The 17,906-nt window shown below is 32.9% G+C and carries 11 protein-coding genes and 1 riboswitch; of the genes, 8 read left to right on the top strand and 3 right to left on the bottom strand.

Annotation, left to right across the window (positions count from 1 at the left end):
- Positions 1 to 177: 177 nt before the first annotated feature.
- From LL038_RS21880 to LL038_RS21900, 5 genes are all read left to right on the top strand, one after another.
- A complete protein-coding gene (locus LL038_RS21880; RefSeq protein WP_216120710.1) occupies positions 178 to 2,019 on the top strand; it encodes a beta-glucoside-specific PTS transporter subunit IIABC in 1,842 nt (613 codons plus the stop codon).
- A 74-nt stretch (positions 2,020 to 2,093) separates the two neighbouring features.
- Positions 2,094 to 3,515 (top strand): glycoside hydrolase family 1 protein, encoded by a 1,422-nt coding sequence (locus LL038_RS21885; RefSeq protein ID WP_216120712.1) that lies wholly within the window; start codon positions 2,094 to 2,096, stop codon positions 3,513 to 3,515.
- 257 nt (positions 3,516 to 3,772) lie between these two features.
- Positions 3,773 to 5,218, top strand: coding sequence for an ATP-binding protein (locus LL038_RS21890; RefSeq protein WP_216120714.1), 1,446 nt, complete (start codon positions 3,773 to 3,775; stop codon positions 5,216 to 5,218).
- 127 nt (positions 5,219 to 5,345) lie between these two features.
- Complete coding sequence (locus tag LL038_RS21895; protein WP_216120716.1) at positions 5,346 to 8,078, top strand: CheR family methyltransferase; 2,733 nt, start codon at positions 5,346 to 5,348, stop codon at positions 8,076 to 8,078.
- Positions 8,079 to 8,164: 86 nt separating this feature from the next.
- A complete protein-coding gene (locus LL038_RS21900; protein WP_216120719.1) occupies positions 8,165 to 9,148 on the top strand; it encodes a DUF3231 family protein in 984 nt (327 codons plus the stop codon).
- A 112-nt stretch (positions 9,149 to 9,260) separates the two neighbouring features.
- On the opposite strand, the gene asnB is transcribed toward LL038_RS21900, so the two are convergent.
- On the bottom strand, positions 9,261 to 11,102 hold the full coding sequence (gene asnB, locus LL038_RS21905) for an asparagine synthase (glutamine-hydrolyzing) (RefSeq protein ID WP_216120721.1): 1,842 nt from the start codon (positions 11,100 to 11,102) through the stop codon (positions 9,261 to 9,263).
- A 172-nt stretch (positions 11,103 to 11,274) separates the two neighbouring features.
- Positions 11,275 to 11,446: riboswitch (Lysine riboswitch) on the top strand.
- A gap of 186 nt (positions 11,447 to 11,632) precedes the next feature.
- Between asnB and LL038_RS21910 the strand changes: the two genes are divergently transcribed.
- Both LL038_RS21910 and lysA read left to right on the top strand, forming a co-directional pair.
- Complete coding sequence (locus tag LL038_RS21910; RefSeq protein ID WP_216120723.1) at positions 11,633 to 12,838, top strand: aspartate kinase; 1,206 nt, start codon at positions 11,633 to 11,635, stop codon at positions 12,836 to 12,838.
- Positions 12,839 to 12,867: 29 nt separating this feature from the next.
- Positions 12,868 to 14,166, top strand: coding sequence for a diaminopimelate decarboxylase (gene lysA / locus LL038_RS21915; protein WP_216120726.1), 1,299 nt, complete (start codon positions 12,868 to 12,870; stop codon positions 14,164 to 14,166).
- Positions 14,167 to 14,739: 573 nt separating this feature from the next.
- On the opposite strand, the gene LL038_RS21920 is transcribed toward lysA, so the two are convergent.
- Both LL038_RS21920 and LL038_RS21925 read right to left on the bottom strand, forming a co-directional pair.
- Complete coding sequence (locus LL038_RS21920) at positions 14,740 to 15,015, bottom strand: DUF2651 family protein (protein ID WP_216120728.1); 276 nt, start codon at positions 15,013 to 15,015, stop codon at positions 14,740 to 14,742.
- A gap of 89 nt (positions 15,016 to 15,104) precedes the next feature.
- Entirely contained in the window at positions 15,105 to 16,289 is a 1,185-nt protein-coding gene (locus tag LL038_RS21925; protein ID WP_216120730.1) for a cation diffusion facilitator family transporter, read from the bottom strand.
- A 175-nt stretch (positions 16,290 to 16,464) separates the two neighbouring features.
- On the opposite strand from LL038_RS21925, the gene LL038_RS21930 reads away from it, so the two are divergent.
- Positions 16,465 to 17,766: a M18 family aminopeptidase gene (locus tag LL038_RS21930; protein ID WP_216120732.1), complete on the top strand. Its 1,302-nt coding sequence runs from the start codon at positions 16,465 to 16,467 to the stop codon at positions 17,764 to 17,766.
- Positions 17,767 to 17,906 lie beyond the last annotated feature (140 nt).

The raw sequence follows: 17,906 nt of genomic DNA on the forward strand, positions 1-17,906 counted from the left end.
AATAAATGAGGATTGTGACTGAGATTCAGGCAAGACCTAAAATGTTTACTAAATAATCCATTTAATATTATTAGCTTTTAGAAATCAAAAAGCATGATATTTACTTGGAATGTTTAGTTTACAGTTTAGGTCTTTTTTTTATAAATTTTAAAAAAATTAAATTAAGGGGTGAATTAAATGGACTATAATAATTTAGCAAGTCAAATTCTTAAGTTAGTTGGGGGAGAAAAAAATGTATTAAGTGTTGTTCATTGTGCTACCAGATTACGATTTAAATTAAGAGATAAGAAAAAAGCAGATAAGATTGAACTCGAGAAAACAAATGGTGTTTTAAGTGTAGTTGAAAGCGGAGGACAATTTCAAGTAGTTATTGGAAGTGATGTTTCTGATGTTTATAAAGAAATAATGAAAATTGCAAGTTTTGGCGTGAAGTCTGATTCAGAAGATGTAGTAACAGAAAAAGAATCAGTTTCTTCAAAGATTTTTGGAGTTATTTCAGGGAGCTTTTCACCACTAATTCCAGCGCTTGCTGGTTCAGGTATGTTGAAGGCATTACTTACAGTTCTTACAATGACAGGTTTGTTATCTGTTCATAGTGGAACGTATAGTATTTTGTCTGCAGCAGCAAACGCTATTTTCTACTTTTTACCAATATTCCTCGGAATTACTTGTGCTATTAAATTAGAGGCCAATGCATATGTTGGAGGAATTATTGGAGCAGCTCTTTTAGAACCTAATATTACAGCATTGCTTCTTGTAGGTAAAACGACTTCATTTATTGGAATACCTGTTGTATTAATGAATTATTCATCTACTGTGTTTCCAATTTTTATTGCTGTTAGTATTTTTGCAGTGTTTGAAAGACTACTTAAGAAAATTATACACAAAGATGTACAAATGTTTTTAGTGCCTATGATATCTATGATGGTTATGGTGCCTTTAACTGTAATAGCCTTTGGACCTTTTGGTGTTTATGCTGGAAATGCTATTGGAGCAGGAGTTACATTTTTAAGTGGTAAAAGCGGCATATTAACAGGGGCTGTTATGGGAGCTGCTTGGACATTCTTAACGGTTCTAGGCCTTCACTGGGGGTTAGTGCCTATTATTTTAGCAAATATTGCATCTGGTGGTGATCCAATTATTGCAATGGCCGCAGCTGCTGTTTTTGCTCAAATGGGTTTGGCTTTTGGTGTGTTTGTAAAAACAAAAGATAAAAAATTAAAAACACTCTCAGGATCTACATTGCTACCGGGGTTACTCTCTGGAGTAACAGAACCTATTGTTTATGGATTACTTTTACGTTATAAGCGTACAATTCCATACGTTGCAGTTGCTGGAGCTGTTGGTGGAGCAATTAGTGGAATTCTAGGAGTACAGGAAAAAGTTTTTGCGTTTCCTAGTGCATTATCAACTCCAGCATTTTCGCCAATGTCTAGATACGCAATTGCTATGGCAGTTCCTTTTGTTATTGTAGCACTTCTTACTATAATATTTGGATATGAAAGTAAAGATAAAAGAAGTAAAGCTAATGATGAGTTGAATGATGGAGATAAATCATTATTATTAAAAAAAGAGATTATTGTTAGTCCATTAACTGGAGAAGTAAAATCGTTATCATTCGTAAACGATCCTGTTTTTTCAGCAGGAACAATGGGAAAAGGAATTGCTATAGAGCCAACAATTGGTGAGGTTGTATCGCCAGTAAATGGAACTATCAAGGCAATATTTCCAACAAAACATGCTATTGGAATTATGTCTGATGGAGGCGCTGAAATATTGATTCATATTGGATTAAATACGGTTCAATTAGAAGGGAAATATTTTACCCAAATAGCTAAACAAGAAGATAGAGTGAAAAAAGGTGACCTATTAGTTAAATTTGATATAGACAAAATAAAAGAAGCAGGATATGAAGTTATAACACCTATTATTATAACAAATACTGACAATTATTCAGATGTTTTGGCAAGTAACATAAAACAAATTAAAAAGGGCGAAACACTATTAACTATTATATAGTTAAAAAATAATTTGGAATATAAAAAATGAGTAAGTAAAAAATACAAAAAAATAAATTATGGGAGGAACTAAAAATGCAAAGTAATACAGAAAGATTTCCAAAAGGATTCTTATGGGGTGGAGCAGTTGCTGCTAACCAATGTGAAGGGGCATATAATGAAGATGGTAAGGGTCTATCAACGCAAGATATAGCACCGAGAGGCATCAGTGGAAAAAATACAAAAGAACCAACAGAAGATAACTTGAAATTGATAGGTATTGATTTTTATCATAGATATAAAGAGGATATCAAATTATTTGCTGAGATGGGATTTAAGACATTTAGGACATCTATTGCATGGTCTAGAATATTTCCGAATGGTGATGATGCCATGCCTAATGAGAAAGGGTTACAATTTTATGATGATTTATTTGATGAATGTTTAAAATATGGGATGGAGCCACTGGTTACAATTTCTCATTATGAGACGCCTCTTGCCTTATCTAAGAATTATGATGGTTGGGTAAATAGAAAGCTTATAGGATTTTTTGAAAACTATTGTAAAACAATCTTTGATAGGTATAAGAATAAAGTGAAATATTGGCTTACATTTAATGAGATTAATTCAGTATTGCACCAACCGTATATGAGCGGTGGTATATTTACAGATAAAGAAAAGTTAACAAAACAGGATTTATATCAAGCAATTCATCATGAATTAGTAGCAAGTGCAATGGCAGTTAAAATTGGACATGAAATGATGCCTGGTGCAAAAATTGGGTGTATGATTCTTGGAGTGCCAAATTATCCATTAACGCCTAATCCTAGTGATGTAATTGAAGCAATGAAACAGGATAGGGAAAACTTGTATTTTGCAGATGTTCATGTAAGGGGAGTATATCCTAAATATATGGATAAATATTTTAAAGATAATAATATAAAAATAATTATGGAATCAGGAGATGCTGAGGTTCTAAAAAATACAGTGGATTTTGTTTCATTTAGTTACTATATGAGCTCTTGTGCAACCTCAGATTTAACAAAGGCAAAAGGAGCAAGTGGAAACATAATATCAGGAGTCCCAAATCCATATTTAGAATCTTCTCAGTGGGGATGGCAAATAGATCCACAAGGACTACGCTACATTCTTAACCTCCTCTATGACCGTTATCAAAAACCACTATTTATCGTTGAAAATGGATTAGGTGCTGTTGATGAATTAGTAATTGGTAAAGATGGAAATAAAACGGTTTATGATGATTATAGAATTAAATATCTAAATGATCATTTGGTTCAGGTAGCCAAGGCAATAGAAGACGGAGTGGATATAATGGGATACACTTCATGGGGGTGCATTGATCTTGTTAGTGCATCAACTGCAGAACTTAAAAAGCGTTATGGATTTATATATGTAGACCGTAATGATGATGGATCAGGCGACTTAGGAAGATATAAGAAGAAGAGTTTTGATTGGTATAAAGAAGTAATAAGAACAAATGGAAAGAGTTTGATATAAAATTTATGCATTGAAGGCCATGTTGAAATTAATTTCAACGTGGCTTTTTAAATTTTAAAAAGTACTTATCATGGTTTTAAATACGCAGAGTTTGACGAAAGTTGCGAATGAATTATAGTGTTAAAATCGCTATAATTAAAGGAAGTTATGTATATTTGTAGAAATGTATATGTATTAAAGAATAAATACACTGATGTTATAATTTATAATATGATTAAAATTGTTATTTAAATAATAAAAAAAAGGAGGTGCGCATTATGAAAGATATAATGCCAATTATAAGTCTAGATTGTAGGGATCACAATGTAGATAAAAATGAATATATAAACAAATATGATATAGAAAAAAAATTAAATGAAAAAATTATGAGACTTGAAAATGAATTGCAGCATACTAAGGAATGCCTTCAATCATCAAATGAGGAACATCTTGTTTATAATGAAGAACTACTGAGTGCAAACGAAGAATTTAAAGCAGTAAATGATGAATTACTAAAAATCAATAACCAGTATCAACATAAAAATCAAGAATTGTCTGTTCTATATAGTGATGTGACAAACTATTTAAATAGTACTGATATTGGAACTATTTTTCTAGATGAGAAACTTTGTATAAGAAAGTTTACACCTAGCATTACTAAAGAGATAAACCTTAAGGTACAAGATATTGGGCGTCCAATGCAGGATATATCAAATAATCTCATCAATGATGATTTAAATATGGGTGCAATTGAAGTATTAAGTAGTCATATGTTATATGAGAAGGAAATTGAAAGTAAAAATGGTAGTTGGTATTTATTGAAATGCGCGCCATACTGTACATTTGACAACTTAATTAAAGGAGTTGTTTTATCCCTTGTGGATATAACAAACAAAAAACTATTAGATGAGACAATTTTATCGGAAACTTTAAAGACGGAGTTTTTCAGTAATCTTTCTCATGAACTGAGAACGCCATTAAATATAATTTTATGTACCTTGCAGCTTTTGGATACGTATACAATTAGCAGCGAAGTTAATGATATAGAGAGAAAATTTAAAAAATATATTGGTATAATGAAGCAGAATTGTTACAGGCAATTAAGACTCGTTAATAATATGATTGATATTACAAAACTTGATGCAGGTTTTTTTGATCTAAATTTACAGAACTGTAATATTGTAAATGTTGTGGAGAGTGTTACTATGTCAGTAGCCGAGTATATTAAAACTAAATCTATTAAACTGATTTTTGATACTGATATAGAGGAGTGTATAATGTCTTGCGATCCAGAAAAGATTGAAAGGGTGATACTAAATCTACTTTCCAATTCGATAAAGTTCACAAGATCAGGTGGAATTATGAAAGTGAATATGTATGATAAGGGAAAAAATATTATAATAGCTATAAAAGATACAGGAATAGGAATTCCACCTGATAAGTTAAATATTATTTTTGATAGATTTAGACAGGTAGATAGGTCACTCACACGAAAACAGGAAGGCAGTGGTATAGGACTTTCCATAGTAAAATCACTTGTCGAGTTACATGGGGGTACAATTTCAGTAAGGAGCGAATACGGCAAAGGAACAGAGTTTATTATTGTACTTCCAATAATGGTGCTTCCTAAAGATAATGATATATATGAAGCGTTTGAATCTGAATCACAGGAAAGGATTGAGAGAATACATATTGAGTTTTCCGATATTTACTCTTTAAATTAGATAGATTTGAGCATATGCAATTAAAACAGATTATTTAAAAGATATAGAAGTTTAAAGACTATTATACTTTGGTTACAAACAATTTGTTATAATAATGTGTACATAAATCTGTTAATGGAGGGCTATTATGAAAGAGAATAAGAACACTTACACAAAAGTAAGGACTAAAAATTATGGTAGTGATGCTATTAAAATAGATACATCAAAAACAGATTTTTCAATTGTTGGCATAGGTGCATCTGCAGGGGGATTGGAGGCTATGTCAGATTTCCTTCGTAATGTGCCAGAAAATAGCGGACTGGCTTATGTTATCGTTCAGCACATGGAGAAGGATAGTAAGGATATTTTGGTAGAATTACTTCAGGTCGATACAAGTATGAAAGTTGTACAGGCCTATGAAAACATATCTGTGGAGCCGGACAAAGTCTACATAATTCCACCAAATAAGGATATGACTATTAAACATAACGTTATACATATTTCTGATTATATTCAGTCTCGCGCTCTGCATCTGCCTATAGATTTATTCTTTTCCTCACTTGCGAATGATAAGCGAGAGCGGAGTATTGGTGTCATATTATCTGGTATGGGCAGTGACGGTACAGCGGGAATAAGAAAGATTAAGGAAAAAGGCGGAGGTGTCTTTATTCAAGAACCTTCCTCTGCTAAATATGATGGCATGCCTCGTAGCGCTATTAAGACAGAATTAGTAGACGTTATATCCACTGTAGAGATAATGCCTTTAAAGATTATTTATTATATAGAACACAAGACAAATATGGTTGTGGAAGGCAAGGAACAGACAGATAAACAAAAAGGATACTTTGATGATATTATAGCTATGTTACGGTCACACACAGGTCATGATTTCTCGTCGTATAAAAGAAATACTATACAGCGTAGGATTGAACGATGCATGGGTATTCATCAATTTGATGATATAGCTACATATGTGAGCTTTTTAAAGAAGAATCCTCAAGAACTGGAAGTGTTATTTAAAGAATTTTTAATTGGGGTTACCAATTTCTTTCGTGAACAGGCGGAGTGGGAATTGCTAAAAGATAAAGTTATACCGGCACTCTTAGCTCAGAGGTCGCCAACTGATACGGTTCGAGTTTGGATATCTGGCTGTTCTACTGGCGAAGAGGCTTACTCTTTAGCAATTGTATTCAAAGAGGTGATAAACAAATTAAAGCCTTTTAAAGACTTTTCTATTCAGATTTTTGCTACTGATTTAGACTCTGAAGCTATTGATAAAGCACGGGAGGGGGTTTTCTCTGAAAATATCATAAAAGATATTTCGAGTGAACGCCTAAGTAAGTATTTCGTCAAGGTGAATCGTGGCTATCAGGTTGTCAAGGAAATTCGGGATATTGTCATCTTTGCTCAGCAAAACATGATTAAGGATCCTCCATTTACAAAGGTTGATATAATGATTTGCAGGAACTTACTTATTTACTTGACAACAGAAATTCAGAAAAAGTTAATTCCTCTTTTTCATTACAGTCTAAATAGCGGGGGATTTTTATTTTTAGGAAGTGCAGAATCAGTAGGGAACTTTACTGATCTTTTTAAACCACTTGAGCCCAAATCGCGAATTTATCAGAGGCTTAGGCCTTTAATTCAGAAGGAGCCTATAGAATTCCCTAACTCCTTTGCACCTTATCAACCAGAAGCAAACCAGCCGTCAGAAGACGTTCAAAACATGCAGTCGCTAGCGGATAAACTGATTTTGCAATGTTATTCACCAGCAGCAGTTCTTGTTAATGGTAAAGGTGATATCCTCTACATTACTGGGCGAACGGGTAAGTATCTGGAACCGGCTGCCGGTAAGGTTAATTGGAATATTTTTGCCATGGCCCGTGAAGGGTTAAACTATAAATTGAATGACGCTTTCTACAAGGCTGTTCGTGGAAAAGAAGTGGTTGTTTCTAAGAATGCTGTTGTGCTAAATGAAGGTGGAGAGCTGAGGGTAGATATCACAGTAAATCCGCTCAAAGAGCCAGAGACGCTACGTGGGATGGTAATGATTGTTTTTACCGACGTAGTAACTCCTATTGTATGCGAAAAAACAAGTGAAACTGAACAACCGAGTGCAACTGAACAAACGCCTGTCAGTAATAAGCGGGAGGGGGAACTAGAGCGGGAACTACTACAAGCTCGCCAAATGTGGCAAGCTACCAGTGTAGAAATGCAGATATCTCAAGAAGAATTCAAATCAAGTAATGAGGAACTGCAGTCATGCAACGAAGAACTTCAGTCGACAAACGAGGAACTGACCACAACCAAGGAAGAGGTACAATCCTCAAATGAAGAGCTGAAGACAATAAATTTTGAACTACAGGATAAGTTAGATGACTTATCACTAGTCACAAATGATATGAAGAATCTAATGGATAGCACGAATATTGCCACCTTATTTTTGGATAATGAGTTGCTTGTTAAACGCTTCACCAATCAAATGACTGTAGTCTCAAGGCTTATATCCAGCGACGTAGGAAGACCAGTTACTGACATCGTGTCAGATCTTATTTATACTGAATTAACAGAGGATGTTAGGCAGGTGCAAAGCACGCTGATCTCAGTTGAAAAACAGATATTGTCTCGCGATGGTAGTTGGTTTAATGCGTCCATCCTGCCTTATCGCACGTTGGATGGTAAAAGTGATGGTGTAGTCATCACTTTTGTAAATATCACTAAGTCAAAAATGATAGAGGCGGAGCTCAGTAAAGCAAAATTGGCTTTGCAAAAGCGTATTGAGGATCAAGATGGCGAGCTGTTAATTGCAAATAATAGGCTGATGGATCAAGAAGAACGAGGTCATAGAGAAGTCGCTGCGTCTATTGATCAGGAGCAGTAAGTTATAAAAATTTCATCTCTCAAGGTATATATATAAGTTGTTTTACACATAGTAATAACATTACTTATAAGTGAGGGGTGAATGTATTGGATATAATTTCGTTAATTAAGAAAGTTCATAAGAGAGAAGATGTTGTAGATATCCAGGAGGCATTTAATATATATAGTCTTTTAAGAGCGAGATATGTCAGCACTCAAACAGTTCAATTATTTAAGAACTTTGTTCATGATGTAGATTGGGAAGTAATCCTAGGTGGATTTCAAAAAAATTTTGAAAATCAAATAAATAATCTAGAAAAATTAGGTGAAAAATTTCGTATCATAATGCCAAACAGACCTCCGGTGGACGTCAAGTTCGCAACTCGGCTTAATGATATAACAGATGATTATATATACAAAAAAATATACCATGACCTTGTAGCGCAGCTTATGTCTCTTAGCCATGCGGTTCGTTCAACCAGTACAAATGATAATTTAAGAAATATTATTATAGAAGATTTAAAAATTCATTTTCAGGATTTTGATACCCTTTATAAGTTTGGTAAATTGAAAGGCTGGGAGGAAACATATCCTACTTACAAAACTGCTATTATTCAGGATAAAGAACAGCTTTCCACTTCAGAAGCCTTTCATATTTGGGATCATATTGTTATGAGATATGAACAAATTGAACTCATTGGTATATTCTCAGGTTTTGCTCATGATACTGAGTTTAAAGTGATACTTGAACATGGGTTATATATTTACAACAAGCAGGTTAACAAGCTTGAAAAGTTAGCACTAAAGCTTAATATACCGCTGCCTAACAGATCGGCACTGCCGGTAGCAACTCCAATAGACCCTGAAATGATTACGGATAAGTTTATGTACCGAATCATTCTAAGCTGGCAATTAGCTTCATTAGATGCTCATCTCAGAGCAATTATTGAGACTATTAGGAATGAATCATTGCGTAAGTTATGGACTGATATCCTTGATGATGAGCTCAGTTATTACGACAAATATCTTAAGTATGGGAAAATGAAAGGCTGGACGAGAGTAGTCCCAATTTACGGGGAGCCAGTTACATAAAATAAAAAAAGTACATATTACGCGTATTGCAATACATTGAATGTTTCAATGCATTATACGTAATATATACTTTTATTTGCGTGTAAAAATATTTCGAAAATGATTTTTTTATTTACTTTAATATAACGTTATACTCTTTAAGCCAAGTATTTACTTGTATTAAATATGCTATAAGTTGAGGACCAGTCATTAGTTGGCCATACCAAGGATTTTTATATGCATTACCACCTGAATCAACTATTTCTTGAACATGCTTTTGGTCTATTAGTTGTAGTATTGGTGATGATTTATCTTTTAGTATATTATTCATAAGCTTTTGAACAGCCATTGTATAACCTGGATTATGAGTTTTTGGATAAGGACTCTTTTTCCTCCAAAGTACATCATCTGGAAGAAGGCCTGTGAGAGCTTCACGTAGAACTCCTTTTTCACGCCCTTTATAATATTTCATATCCATAGGGATATTATAGGCATATTCTACAAGCCTTTGGTCTGCAAAAGGAACTCTTACTTCAAGGCCACTCGCCATACTCATTCTATCTTTCCTTGTAAGTAAGGTTATCATGAACCATTTTATATTTAAATAGAATAATTCTCTCATTCTATGCTCTCTTTGACTTTCACCAGGAACGCCTGGAACTTGCCTTAAACTTTCATCATATTTATCTTGAACATACTCTTCTAGTGGAAGACTCTGAAGATCAGGAGAGAGTATGCTTTTTCTATCACTTACGAATTTTGACCATGGAAATGTAGTTGCATTAATATCTTCTTCGCGTCTAAACCATGGATAACCACCAAAGAGCTCATCAGCACATTCGCCTGAAAGTGCAACTGTAGAATTTTTCCTTACCTCTTTGCAAAAGAGGTATAATGAGGAATCTACGTCAGCCATACCTGGTAAATCGGTAGCCATAGCAGCATCTTTAAGATAGGATGTTAGCTCGGGTGTATCGATTAATATATCGTGATGATCAGATCCAATATAGTCTACCATCTTATAAATCCAGTCTGCATCTGTATTTGGTTGAAATTCTGTAGGTTTAAAAAATTTTCTATTATCAACATAATCTACAGAATAAGTGTTCAAGTTAGGTAAATTATTTTTTTTGAAATAGGTGGAGGCTACTGCCGAAATTATACTTGAGTCAAGGCCACCAGATAAAAAGGTACACACTGGAACATCAGCAACTAGTTGCCTTTCTATTGAATCTACAAGCAATGAACGTATGTGCTCTGCAGTTGTAGATAAATTCTCATCATGTGTTTTAGCAGTAAGTTTCCAATATTCTTTTGTTTTAATACCATCCTTATTATAAATTAAGCTATGCGATGGTGGTAATTCTTTTATATTTTGAAAGATACCACTACCAAGAGGTCTTGCAGGTCCAAAGCCAAAAAGTTCAGTAAGGCCTTGTTTATCAAGGATTGGGTCTACCAATGGATGAGCTAAAAGTGTCTTTATCTCTGAACCAAAAATTAATGAATTATCTTTGAGTGTATAAAATAGTGGCTTAACCCCTAGAGGATCTCTTGCTAAAAATAATGTTTGATGTGTTTCATTCCAAACTCCGAAGGCATATATGCCGTTTATATGTTTAACACATTCGGCTCCCCAGAAAATAAAGGCTACTAGAAGCACTTCAGTATCAGAATATGAGGTAAAACTAAAACCATTTTCTTTTAATATCTTCCGTACATCTTCTGTATTATATAGCTCACCATTATAAACGATAGTATAGGTATTATTGCCTATTTTTCTTGTCATAGGTTGTGATCCGCCTTCTGGGTCAACAACCACAAGGCGCCTATGACCTAAAATTGCATGTTTTGAAAAATGAAAACCACCGGCATCAGGCCCTCTTTGTTTCAATGTATCGGTCATTTTAAAAAGAATTCTATTATCATTTTCAATATTAGCGTGCAAATTAATCCATCCCGCAATACCGCACATTTTATCATCTCCTAAATTTAAATAACACTGTCATATATATGTTATGTTATTTAGTTTGAATGGTGTATATAAATAGTATAGGTTAATTTAGAATTTAGTAAAAACTCAGATAATTGACACTTGTACTTCTAAACATATTATGATAAACTAGAGACTAATTAAATAATGAACTACCTAGGGTAGAGGTGCTGTGTCTATTAGTACTTATTTGGAGCATGCAAGCGAGGATGAATAAGAAAAGGAGTTATGGCCGAAGAAAATATATTTGGTAAAATTATTTTCTGGTTTTACACATAATATGTGTAGGGTTGTCACTAATTTATTAGTGGAGAGCTACAAGGTACACGAAGTTTGTGTAAAAATATATATTTTATGCAGCAAGGGTGTTCCTTTGCTGCATTATTTTTTTTTGGAGATATGTATTAACATCATAAAAAAGAAAATTAAAATATTAGTGACAGATTAAGGAATACATAAAAGTTGTAAATTATATTAGGGGTGAATGTAGCTCCACAGGAGATGATTTAACGATGGCAGTAGTTGTTCAAAAGTACGGTGGTTCATCTGTAGGTACTACAGAAAAAATTAAAAAGATCGCACAAAGTATAATAAAAAGAAAAGATAAAGATAAGGATACGGATTTAGTAATAGTAGTATCAGCTATGGGAGATACTACAGATGATTTATTATCCCTATCAAAAGGGATAGGAGAAGAGCCAGATAAAAGGGAATTAGATGCATTACTCTCAACGGGAGAAATAATTTCAAGTGCCTTACTTGCTATGGCAATTAAGGGACTTGGATATGATGCAATAAGTTACACCGCATACCAAATTGGAATTAAGACTAGTGGACAATATGGTAAGGCATTAATTGAGGATATACATGGTAACAAAATTAAAAAAAGTTTAAAAGAAGGTAAAATTGTAATAGTTGCTGGCTTTCAAGGAATAAATGGAGAAGGTGATATTACCACTCTTGGTAGAGGTGGGTCTGATACTACTGCGGTTGCGCTTGCAGTAAAGCTTAATGGAAGATGTGAAATATATACGGACGTTTCCGGTATATATAGTGTAGATCCTAGAGCCTATAGCGAGGCTAAAAAATTAGATGAAATAGAATATGAAGAGATGCTTGAACTTGCAAGTTTGGGAGCTCAGATAATGCATTCAAGGTCAATCGAGCTTGCCCAAAAATATGGTATACCTATATATGTAGGATTAAGTGATAGTGATATTAAAGGAACTATAATTAAGGAGGTAAAAAACGTGAATATGGAAAGTAAGCCAGTAACTGGTATTGCAACAAGTGATGATGATGTTGCAGTAACGCTTAAGAATATACCTAAAGATGTAAATATATTGTCAACGATATTTGAGGCTATAGGAAGTAAACGGGTTAATATAGATATGATAAGTCAATCATCACCAGTAGATGGAATGGTGAGTGTGTCATTCACAATTCCTAAAGAAAGTTTAAAGGATAGTTTGAAAATTATAGAAAAATTAACAGTTGATAATAAAGTTATAGTTGATGAGGATATAACCAAATTTTCTATGGTGGGTCTGGGGATGAAGACAACCTCTGGAGTAGCTGCTAGAATGTTTAGGGTCTTTAGCGAAAATGATATCGAGATTAAAATGATTACTACATCAGAAATAAGAATTACTTGTGCAATTAAAACTAGTGACAAACTAAATGCTATAAAGCTTGTTGCAAAGGAATTTAATCTATAAATAATATATTGATATAAGGAGGGATTTATGTGAAATTTTTCGGTAACGTAAAAAATGAGAATAATACGCTAAGTATTGCAGGTGTAAGTGCACAGGTTCTAGCAAAGGAATATGGTACTCCACTTTACATAATGGATGAACAGCTTATACGAGATAATTGTAGAAGGTTCTATAAATCTTTTAAAGCTAAGAGCGAACATAATAAGGTAGCTTATGCAGGGAAAGCATTTTTAACTATTGCAATGTGCGAAATTATAAAAGGTGAAGGTTTATATTTAGATGTCGTTTCTGGAGGAGAATTGTATACTGCTTATAAGGCTGGATTTCCAATGGAAAACATATATTTTCATGGTAATAATAAAACAATTGATGAAATTAAAATGGCAATAGAGCTTCGAGTTGGAACTTTTGTGGTAGATAATCTTCATGAAATGGAAATTATCAATGAAAATGCAAAGGAAAAAGGTATTATACAACGGGTTATTCTTAGAGTAACTCCTGGTATAGAAGCTCATACTCATGATTACATAAAAACTGGACAGATTGACTCAAAGTTTGGATTTACTATATTAAAAAATGAGCTTGAAGAAGTTATAAGGACTGCTTTAAGTTTACCCAGTATTAAACTTGCAGGACTTCATTGTCATATAGGGTCTCAAATTTTTGAAGTAGAACCTTATAGAGAAGCGGTAAATATAATGACAACTGTAATTAAACATATAAAAGAAAAGTTTAATTACGATATAGAAGAATTAGATTTAGGTGGAGGATTTGGCGTTTATTATGATGATGGTGATGAGCCTAAGGAAATAGAAGAATTTTGCTCAGTTATACTTGAGGAGACTAAAGTTCGGTGCAAAGAATATGGAATAAAACAGCCCATTCTTGTTATAGAACCTGGTAGATCAATTGTAGCTAATGCAGGTATAACACTATATACTGTAGGCGCAATAAAGGATATTCCGGACGTTAGAAAGTATGTGGCAGTAGATGGTGGAATGACTGATAATATAAGACCGGCTTTGTATAATGCACAATACCAATGTGTTCTTGCAAATAAAATAAGTGGACCATGTATGGAGGTAGTTACAATTGCAGGCAAGTGCTGCGAAAGTGGGGATATACTCCTTGAGGGTGTTAAGTTACCAAAGGTGAATAGTGGAGACCTTATGGCTGTATTATCAACTGGTGCTTATGGTTATTCAATGAGTAGTAATTATAATAAAATACCTAAGGCTCCAGTAGTTTTAGTTAATGAGGGTAGCCACAAAATAATATGCAAAAGACAAACATACAAAGACATGATTAGTAACGAAGTATGTTTATAGGTAACAAAGTATCAAATTCTCCAGCGTGACTTGCAACATGAGCTTGAAACGTGAAATTGTATTAAGAAATTCTAATCTTTTGCATAAATAAAATTCTCTATCGCTCACATTCGCCGTCCTGGCTCAGGTTCGCTAGCTTGAGCCTCTGGGCAGTTCTCTGGGGGACATAACAATTATTAATTGTTATGTGTCCTGGCAAGCTCACGAGAATTGTATTTCCGCAAAACAAGGATTACTAAATACAATTTCAATAGTTTCTTCGTCTCTTGTTGCAATCCACTTCGGAGAAACTTATACTATTATTTACACTGTAGTGTATCTGTAAAAGATGGAAAAGATTGAAAGAACTTAATATCCTATTAAAAAAAATCTTTTAGCCGTTATGCTGTCGATGTGCTAAATAATCTTTGAATTTAGGGTATGTTTAATAAAGATGTTGATAATATGAAAAAATTAAGGGAACCCATTTTGATATGCTCCCCTTATGGTAGACAGTTTTATTATTTAACTGTCTACCATAAGGGGAGCATATCATTTTGGGTTCCTTTGATTTGTATTTCAGCATATTATAGTTTATTTTCTTTTTCTAATAAAGTTATTTTTGGTTTTAAGAATTACATCTCCTAGAAGGGTTCCAAGTAATGAAATGAATGTATATATAAAACAGTAAATTAAAAAACTTGAATTAAATATAGTAAATGTAGCAACTAAACAGCATACAAAGGTAGTAAATAAAACAACTAATCTTTTTTTAAATATAAATTGCATTGCTATAGATAGTACAAATATTAATAGTGGTAAAGTAAATAGGACTAATCCCATTGGGTCAACATTATTTAAATTAGGCATTTTGTAAAATAACCTCCCTTTAATTTGTTAGGTAAACACAGATGGATGTTAAATTATACTTTGTTATGTACTAAATATATCTTTTGATTTTATACACCTATATAATCTCTATCAATTGTCATAACAGCATTATAATAAGGGTAAGATTTTTTAAGCGCTACATTAATATCATCTTGAAGTTTAAGCTCATCACTTTCTGAAAATTTAGGATCGAAATCAATTACAATATCAAAGATTAAATTTTTATGATTACCTTCGCCTACAATTCTAAAGTCATGAATTGATTTTATTATAGAAAAGGATTTTAATATATTTAAAAGCTCTAAGCGAGATGCGTTAACTTCCTTGTCCGTTTTATTTATAGGATCCATGTGAATAACTAAATACAGGCTAAATTCATCAGAAATTTCCTTTTCAGCTTCGTCTATAATTTCATGGATTTTAACTATAGACATATCACAAGGAACTTCAGCATGAATAGATCCCATACATCTGCCGGGGCCATAGTTATGTATAACTAAATCATGGCAACCTGTAATATGATCAAAGGATAGTAATTTTGATCGAATTCCGTTTACGAGTTCTATATCAGGTGCTTCACCAAGAAGCGGGTTCATTGTCTTTTTTATAAGTGAGTATCCAGCATATATTATTATAAGGGATACCAGGATACCTATGTACCCATCTAGTGGGAAATCAATCCAAATAGATAAAAGAAGTGATAGTGCAACGCAGCTTGAACTTACTACATCACTTAATGCATCAGTTGAAGAGGCTTCTAGGGCTGAAGATTTTATAGCTTTGCCCATAATCTTATTAAACCCACTAATCCAAAGTTTAGCACCTATTGAGGCTAATATTAATATAAAGGGTATAATATTAAAGATTACTTTTGATGGATGAATTATTTTATCAAAAGAGGTTTTAATAAATTCAAAACCTACTAGAATCACTATAAACGACACTATAAGACCAGAAATATATTCAAGTCGTCCATGACCAAAGGGATGTTCTCTGTCTGCTGGTTTACTAGCTAATTTAAAACCTAGAATTGTAATAATTGACGAAGCAACATCCGATAAGTTATTAAAGGCATCCGCTGTGATTGCTATACTGTTTGATATTATTCCTACAATTAGTTTTGTAGTAAAAAGAATTAAGTTTAAGATAATGCCAACTATTCCACCTAGGTAACCATAGGAATCTCTTACTTTTTTATTAGTGGTATCTTGATAATTTTTTATGAATTTTGAAATTAAAAATTTTGATAACATATTTACACCTCTAATTATATAGTATAATTTAAAAAATTAAATTTAAATACATTTTTCATAATTAATTATAGCATTTATTTAGTTTTTATAGAAATATTATGCAAGAAATTTGTTATACTAATAAGAGAGATAAGCAAGGTGCTTATATACATTAACATTCATTGGAGGAGTATATATGAATAAAGAATTAGAATTTGCCCAAAATCTTATTGATTATATTTATGATAGTCCAACAGCATACCATGCTGTAGCAAAGGCTAAAGAAAATTTAAGCAAAGCAGGGTTTGTGGAAATTAAAGAAGAAGATAAATGGGAACTTAAAAAAGGCGGAAAATATTTTGTGACTAAAAATGATTCTGCACTAACTGCGTTTGTAGTTGGAAAGGGAGAAATTGAGGAAAGTGGCTTTAAAATTATTGGAGCACACACAGATTCACCAAGCTTTAGAATAAAACCTAGCCCCGAAATGGTAGTAGATAATGTGTATGTAAGATTAAATACAGAAGTTTATGGGGGACCTATATTAAATACATGGATGGATAGACCACTCGCAATAGCTGGTAGAGTAACATTAAAGAGTGATGATATTTTGCATCCTGAAACTAGGCTAGTAAATATTAAAAGACCAATTATGATAATTCCTAATTTAGCTATTCATATGAATAGAAATGTTAATACTGGTATTGAGCTAAATAAGCAAAAGGATCTATTACCATTACTTTCAATGGTTAATGAAAATCTAGAAAAAAACAATTATCTTATTAGTGCCATTGCAAAAGAATTATCTGTAGATCTTAAGGAAATTATAGATTTTGATTTATTCCTTTATGAGTACGAAAAGGGATCAATTATCGGACTTAATAATGAATTTATATCAAGCTCGAGGTTGGATGATTTAGCGATGGTACATGCTGGGATAAGTGCGATATCTACGGACTCGTCTGTCCAGGCGACAAATGTAATAGTTTGTTTTGATAACGAAGAGGTGGGAAGTTCAACAAAGCAGGGAGCTGACTCAAATATGCTAGTTGATATCTTAGAACGTATTACAATTTCTCTCCATAAAAATCGTGATGATTTTTTTAGAGCTATATCTAAATCATTTATAATATCTGCAGATAATGCACATGCTGTTCATCCTAATAGTCCAGAAAAAAATGACCCAACAAACAAACCATATATTAATAAGGGGCCAGTTATAAAAATTAGTGCCAGTCAAAGTTATACAACTGATAGCAATTCAGATGCAGTTTATGAATTAATTTGTGAAAAGGCGAGTGTTCCAGTTCAAAAATTTGTTAATCGTTCTGATGCTAGGGGAGGTTCAACTATAGGGCCAATATCTTCAACTCATTTAAATATACGGTCAGTAGATATGGGAAGTCCAACTTTGGCTATGCATTCAATAAGAGAATTAGGTGGAGTATTAGATCATTTTTATGTAACAAAATCTTTTGAAGAATTTTATAAAATTTAAGATTAATTAGCTAATTAACATCCATATAAAAACTCACAATATTTTAATTGTGAGTTTTTTTGTTGTTTTTACTAATAATTGAACAATTATTTGGAGATAATAATTTCAACTAGTTCTAAAACTTTACAAAGATTATTAAC

The organism is Clostridium estertheticum (genome assembly GCF_026650985.1).
Classification (GTDB): Bacteria; Bacillota; Clostridia; order Clostridiales; family Clostridiaceae; genus Clostridium_AD; species Clostridium_AD estertheticum_C.

Excerpts from the sequence above, each read along its gene's own strand:
- LL038_RS21880 (WP_216120710.1), top strand. The coding sequence starts at position 178 with ATGGACTATAATAATTTAGCAAGTCAAATTCTTAAGTTAGTTGGGGGA.
- LL038_RS21885 (WP_216120712.1), top strand. The coding sequence starts at position 2,094 with ATGCAAAGTAATACAGAAAGATTTCCAAAAGGATTCTTATGGGGTGGA.
- LL038_RS21890 (WP_216120714.1), top strand. The coding sequence starts at position 3,773 with ATGAAAGATATAATGCCAATTATAAGTCTAGATTGTAGGGATCACAAT.
- LL038_RS21895 (WP_216120716.1), top strand. The coding sequence starts at position 5,346 with ATGAAAGAGAATAAGAACACTTACACAAAAGTAAGGACTAAAAATTAT.
- asnB (WP_216120721.1), bottom strand. The coding sequence starts at position 11,102 with ATGTGCGGTATTGCGGGATGGATTAATTTGCACGCTAATATTGAAAAT.
- LL038_RS21910 (WP_216120723.1), top strand. The coding sequence starts at position 11,633 with ATGGCAGTAGTTGTTCAAAAGTACGGTGGTTCATCTGTAGGTACTACA.
- LL038_RS21920 (WP_216120728.1), bottom strand. The coding sequence starts at position 15,015 with ATGCCTAATTTAAATAATGTTGACCCAATGGGATTAGTCCTATTTACT.
- LL038_RS21925 (WP_216120730.1), bottom strand. The coding sequence starts at position 16,289 with ATGTTATCAAAATTTTTAATTTCAAAATTCATAAAAAATTATCAAGAT.
- LL038_RS21930 (WP_216120732.1), top strand. The coding sequence starts at position 16,465 with ATGAATAAAGAATTAGAATTTGCCCAAAATCTTATTGATTATATTTAT.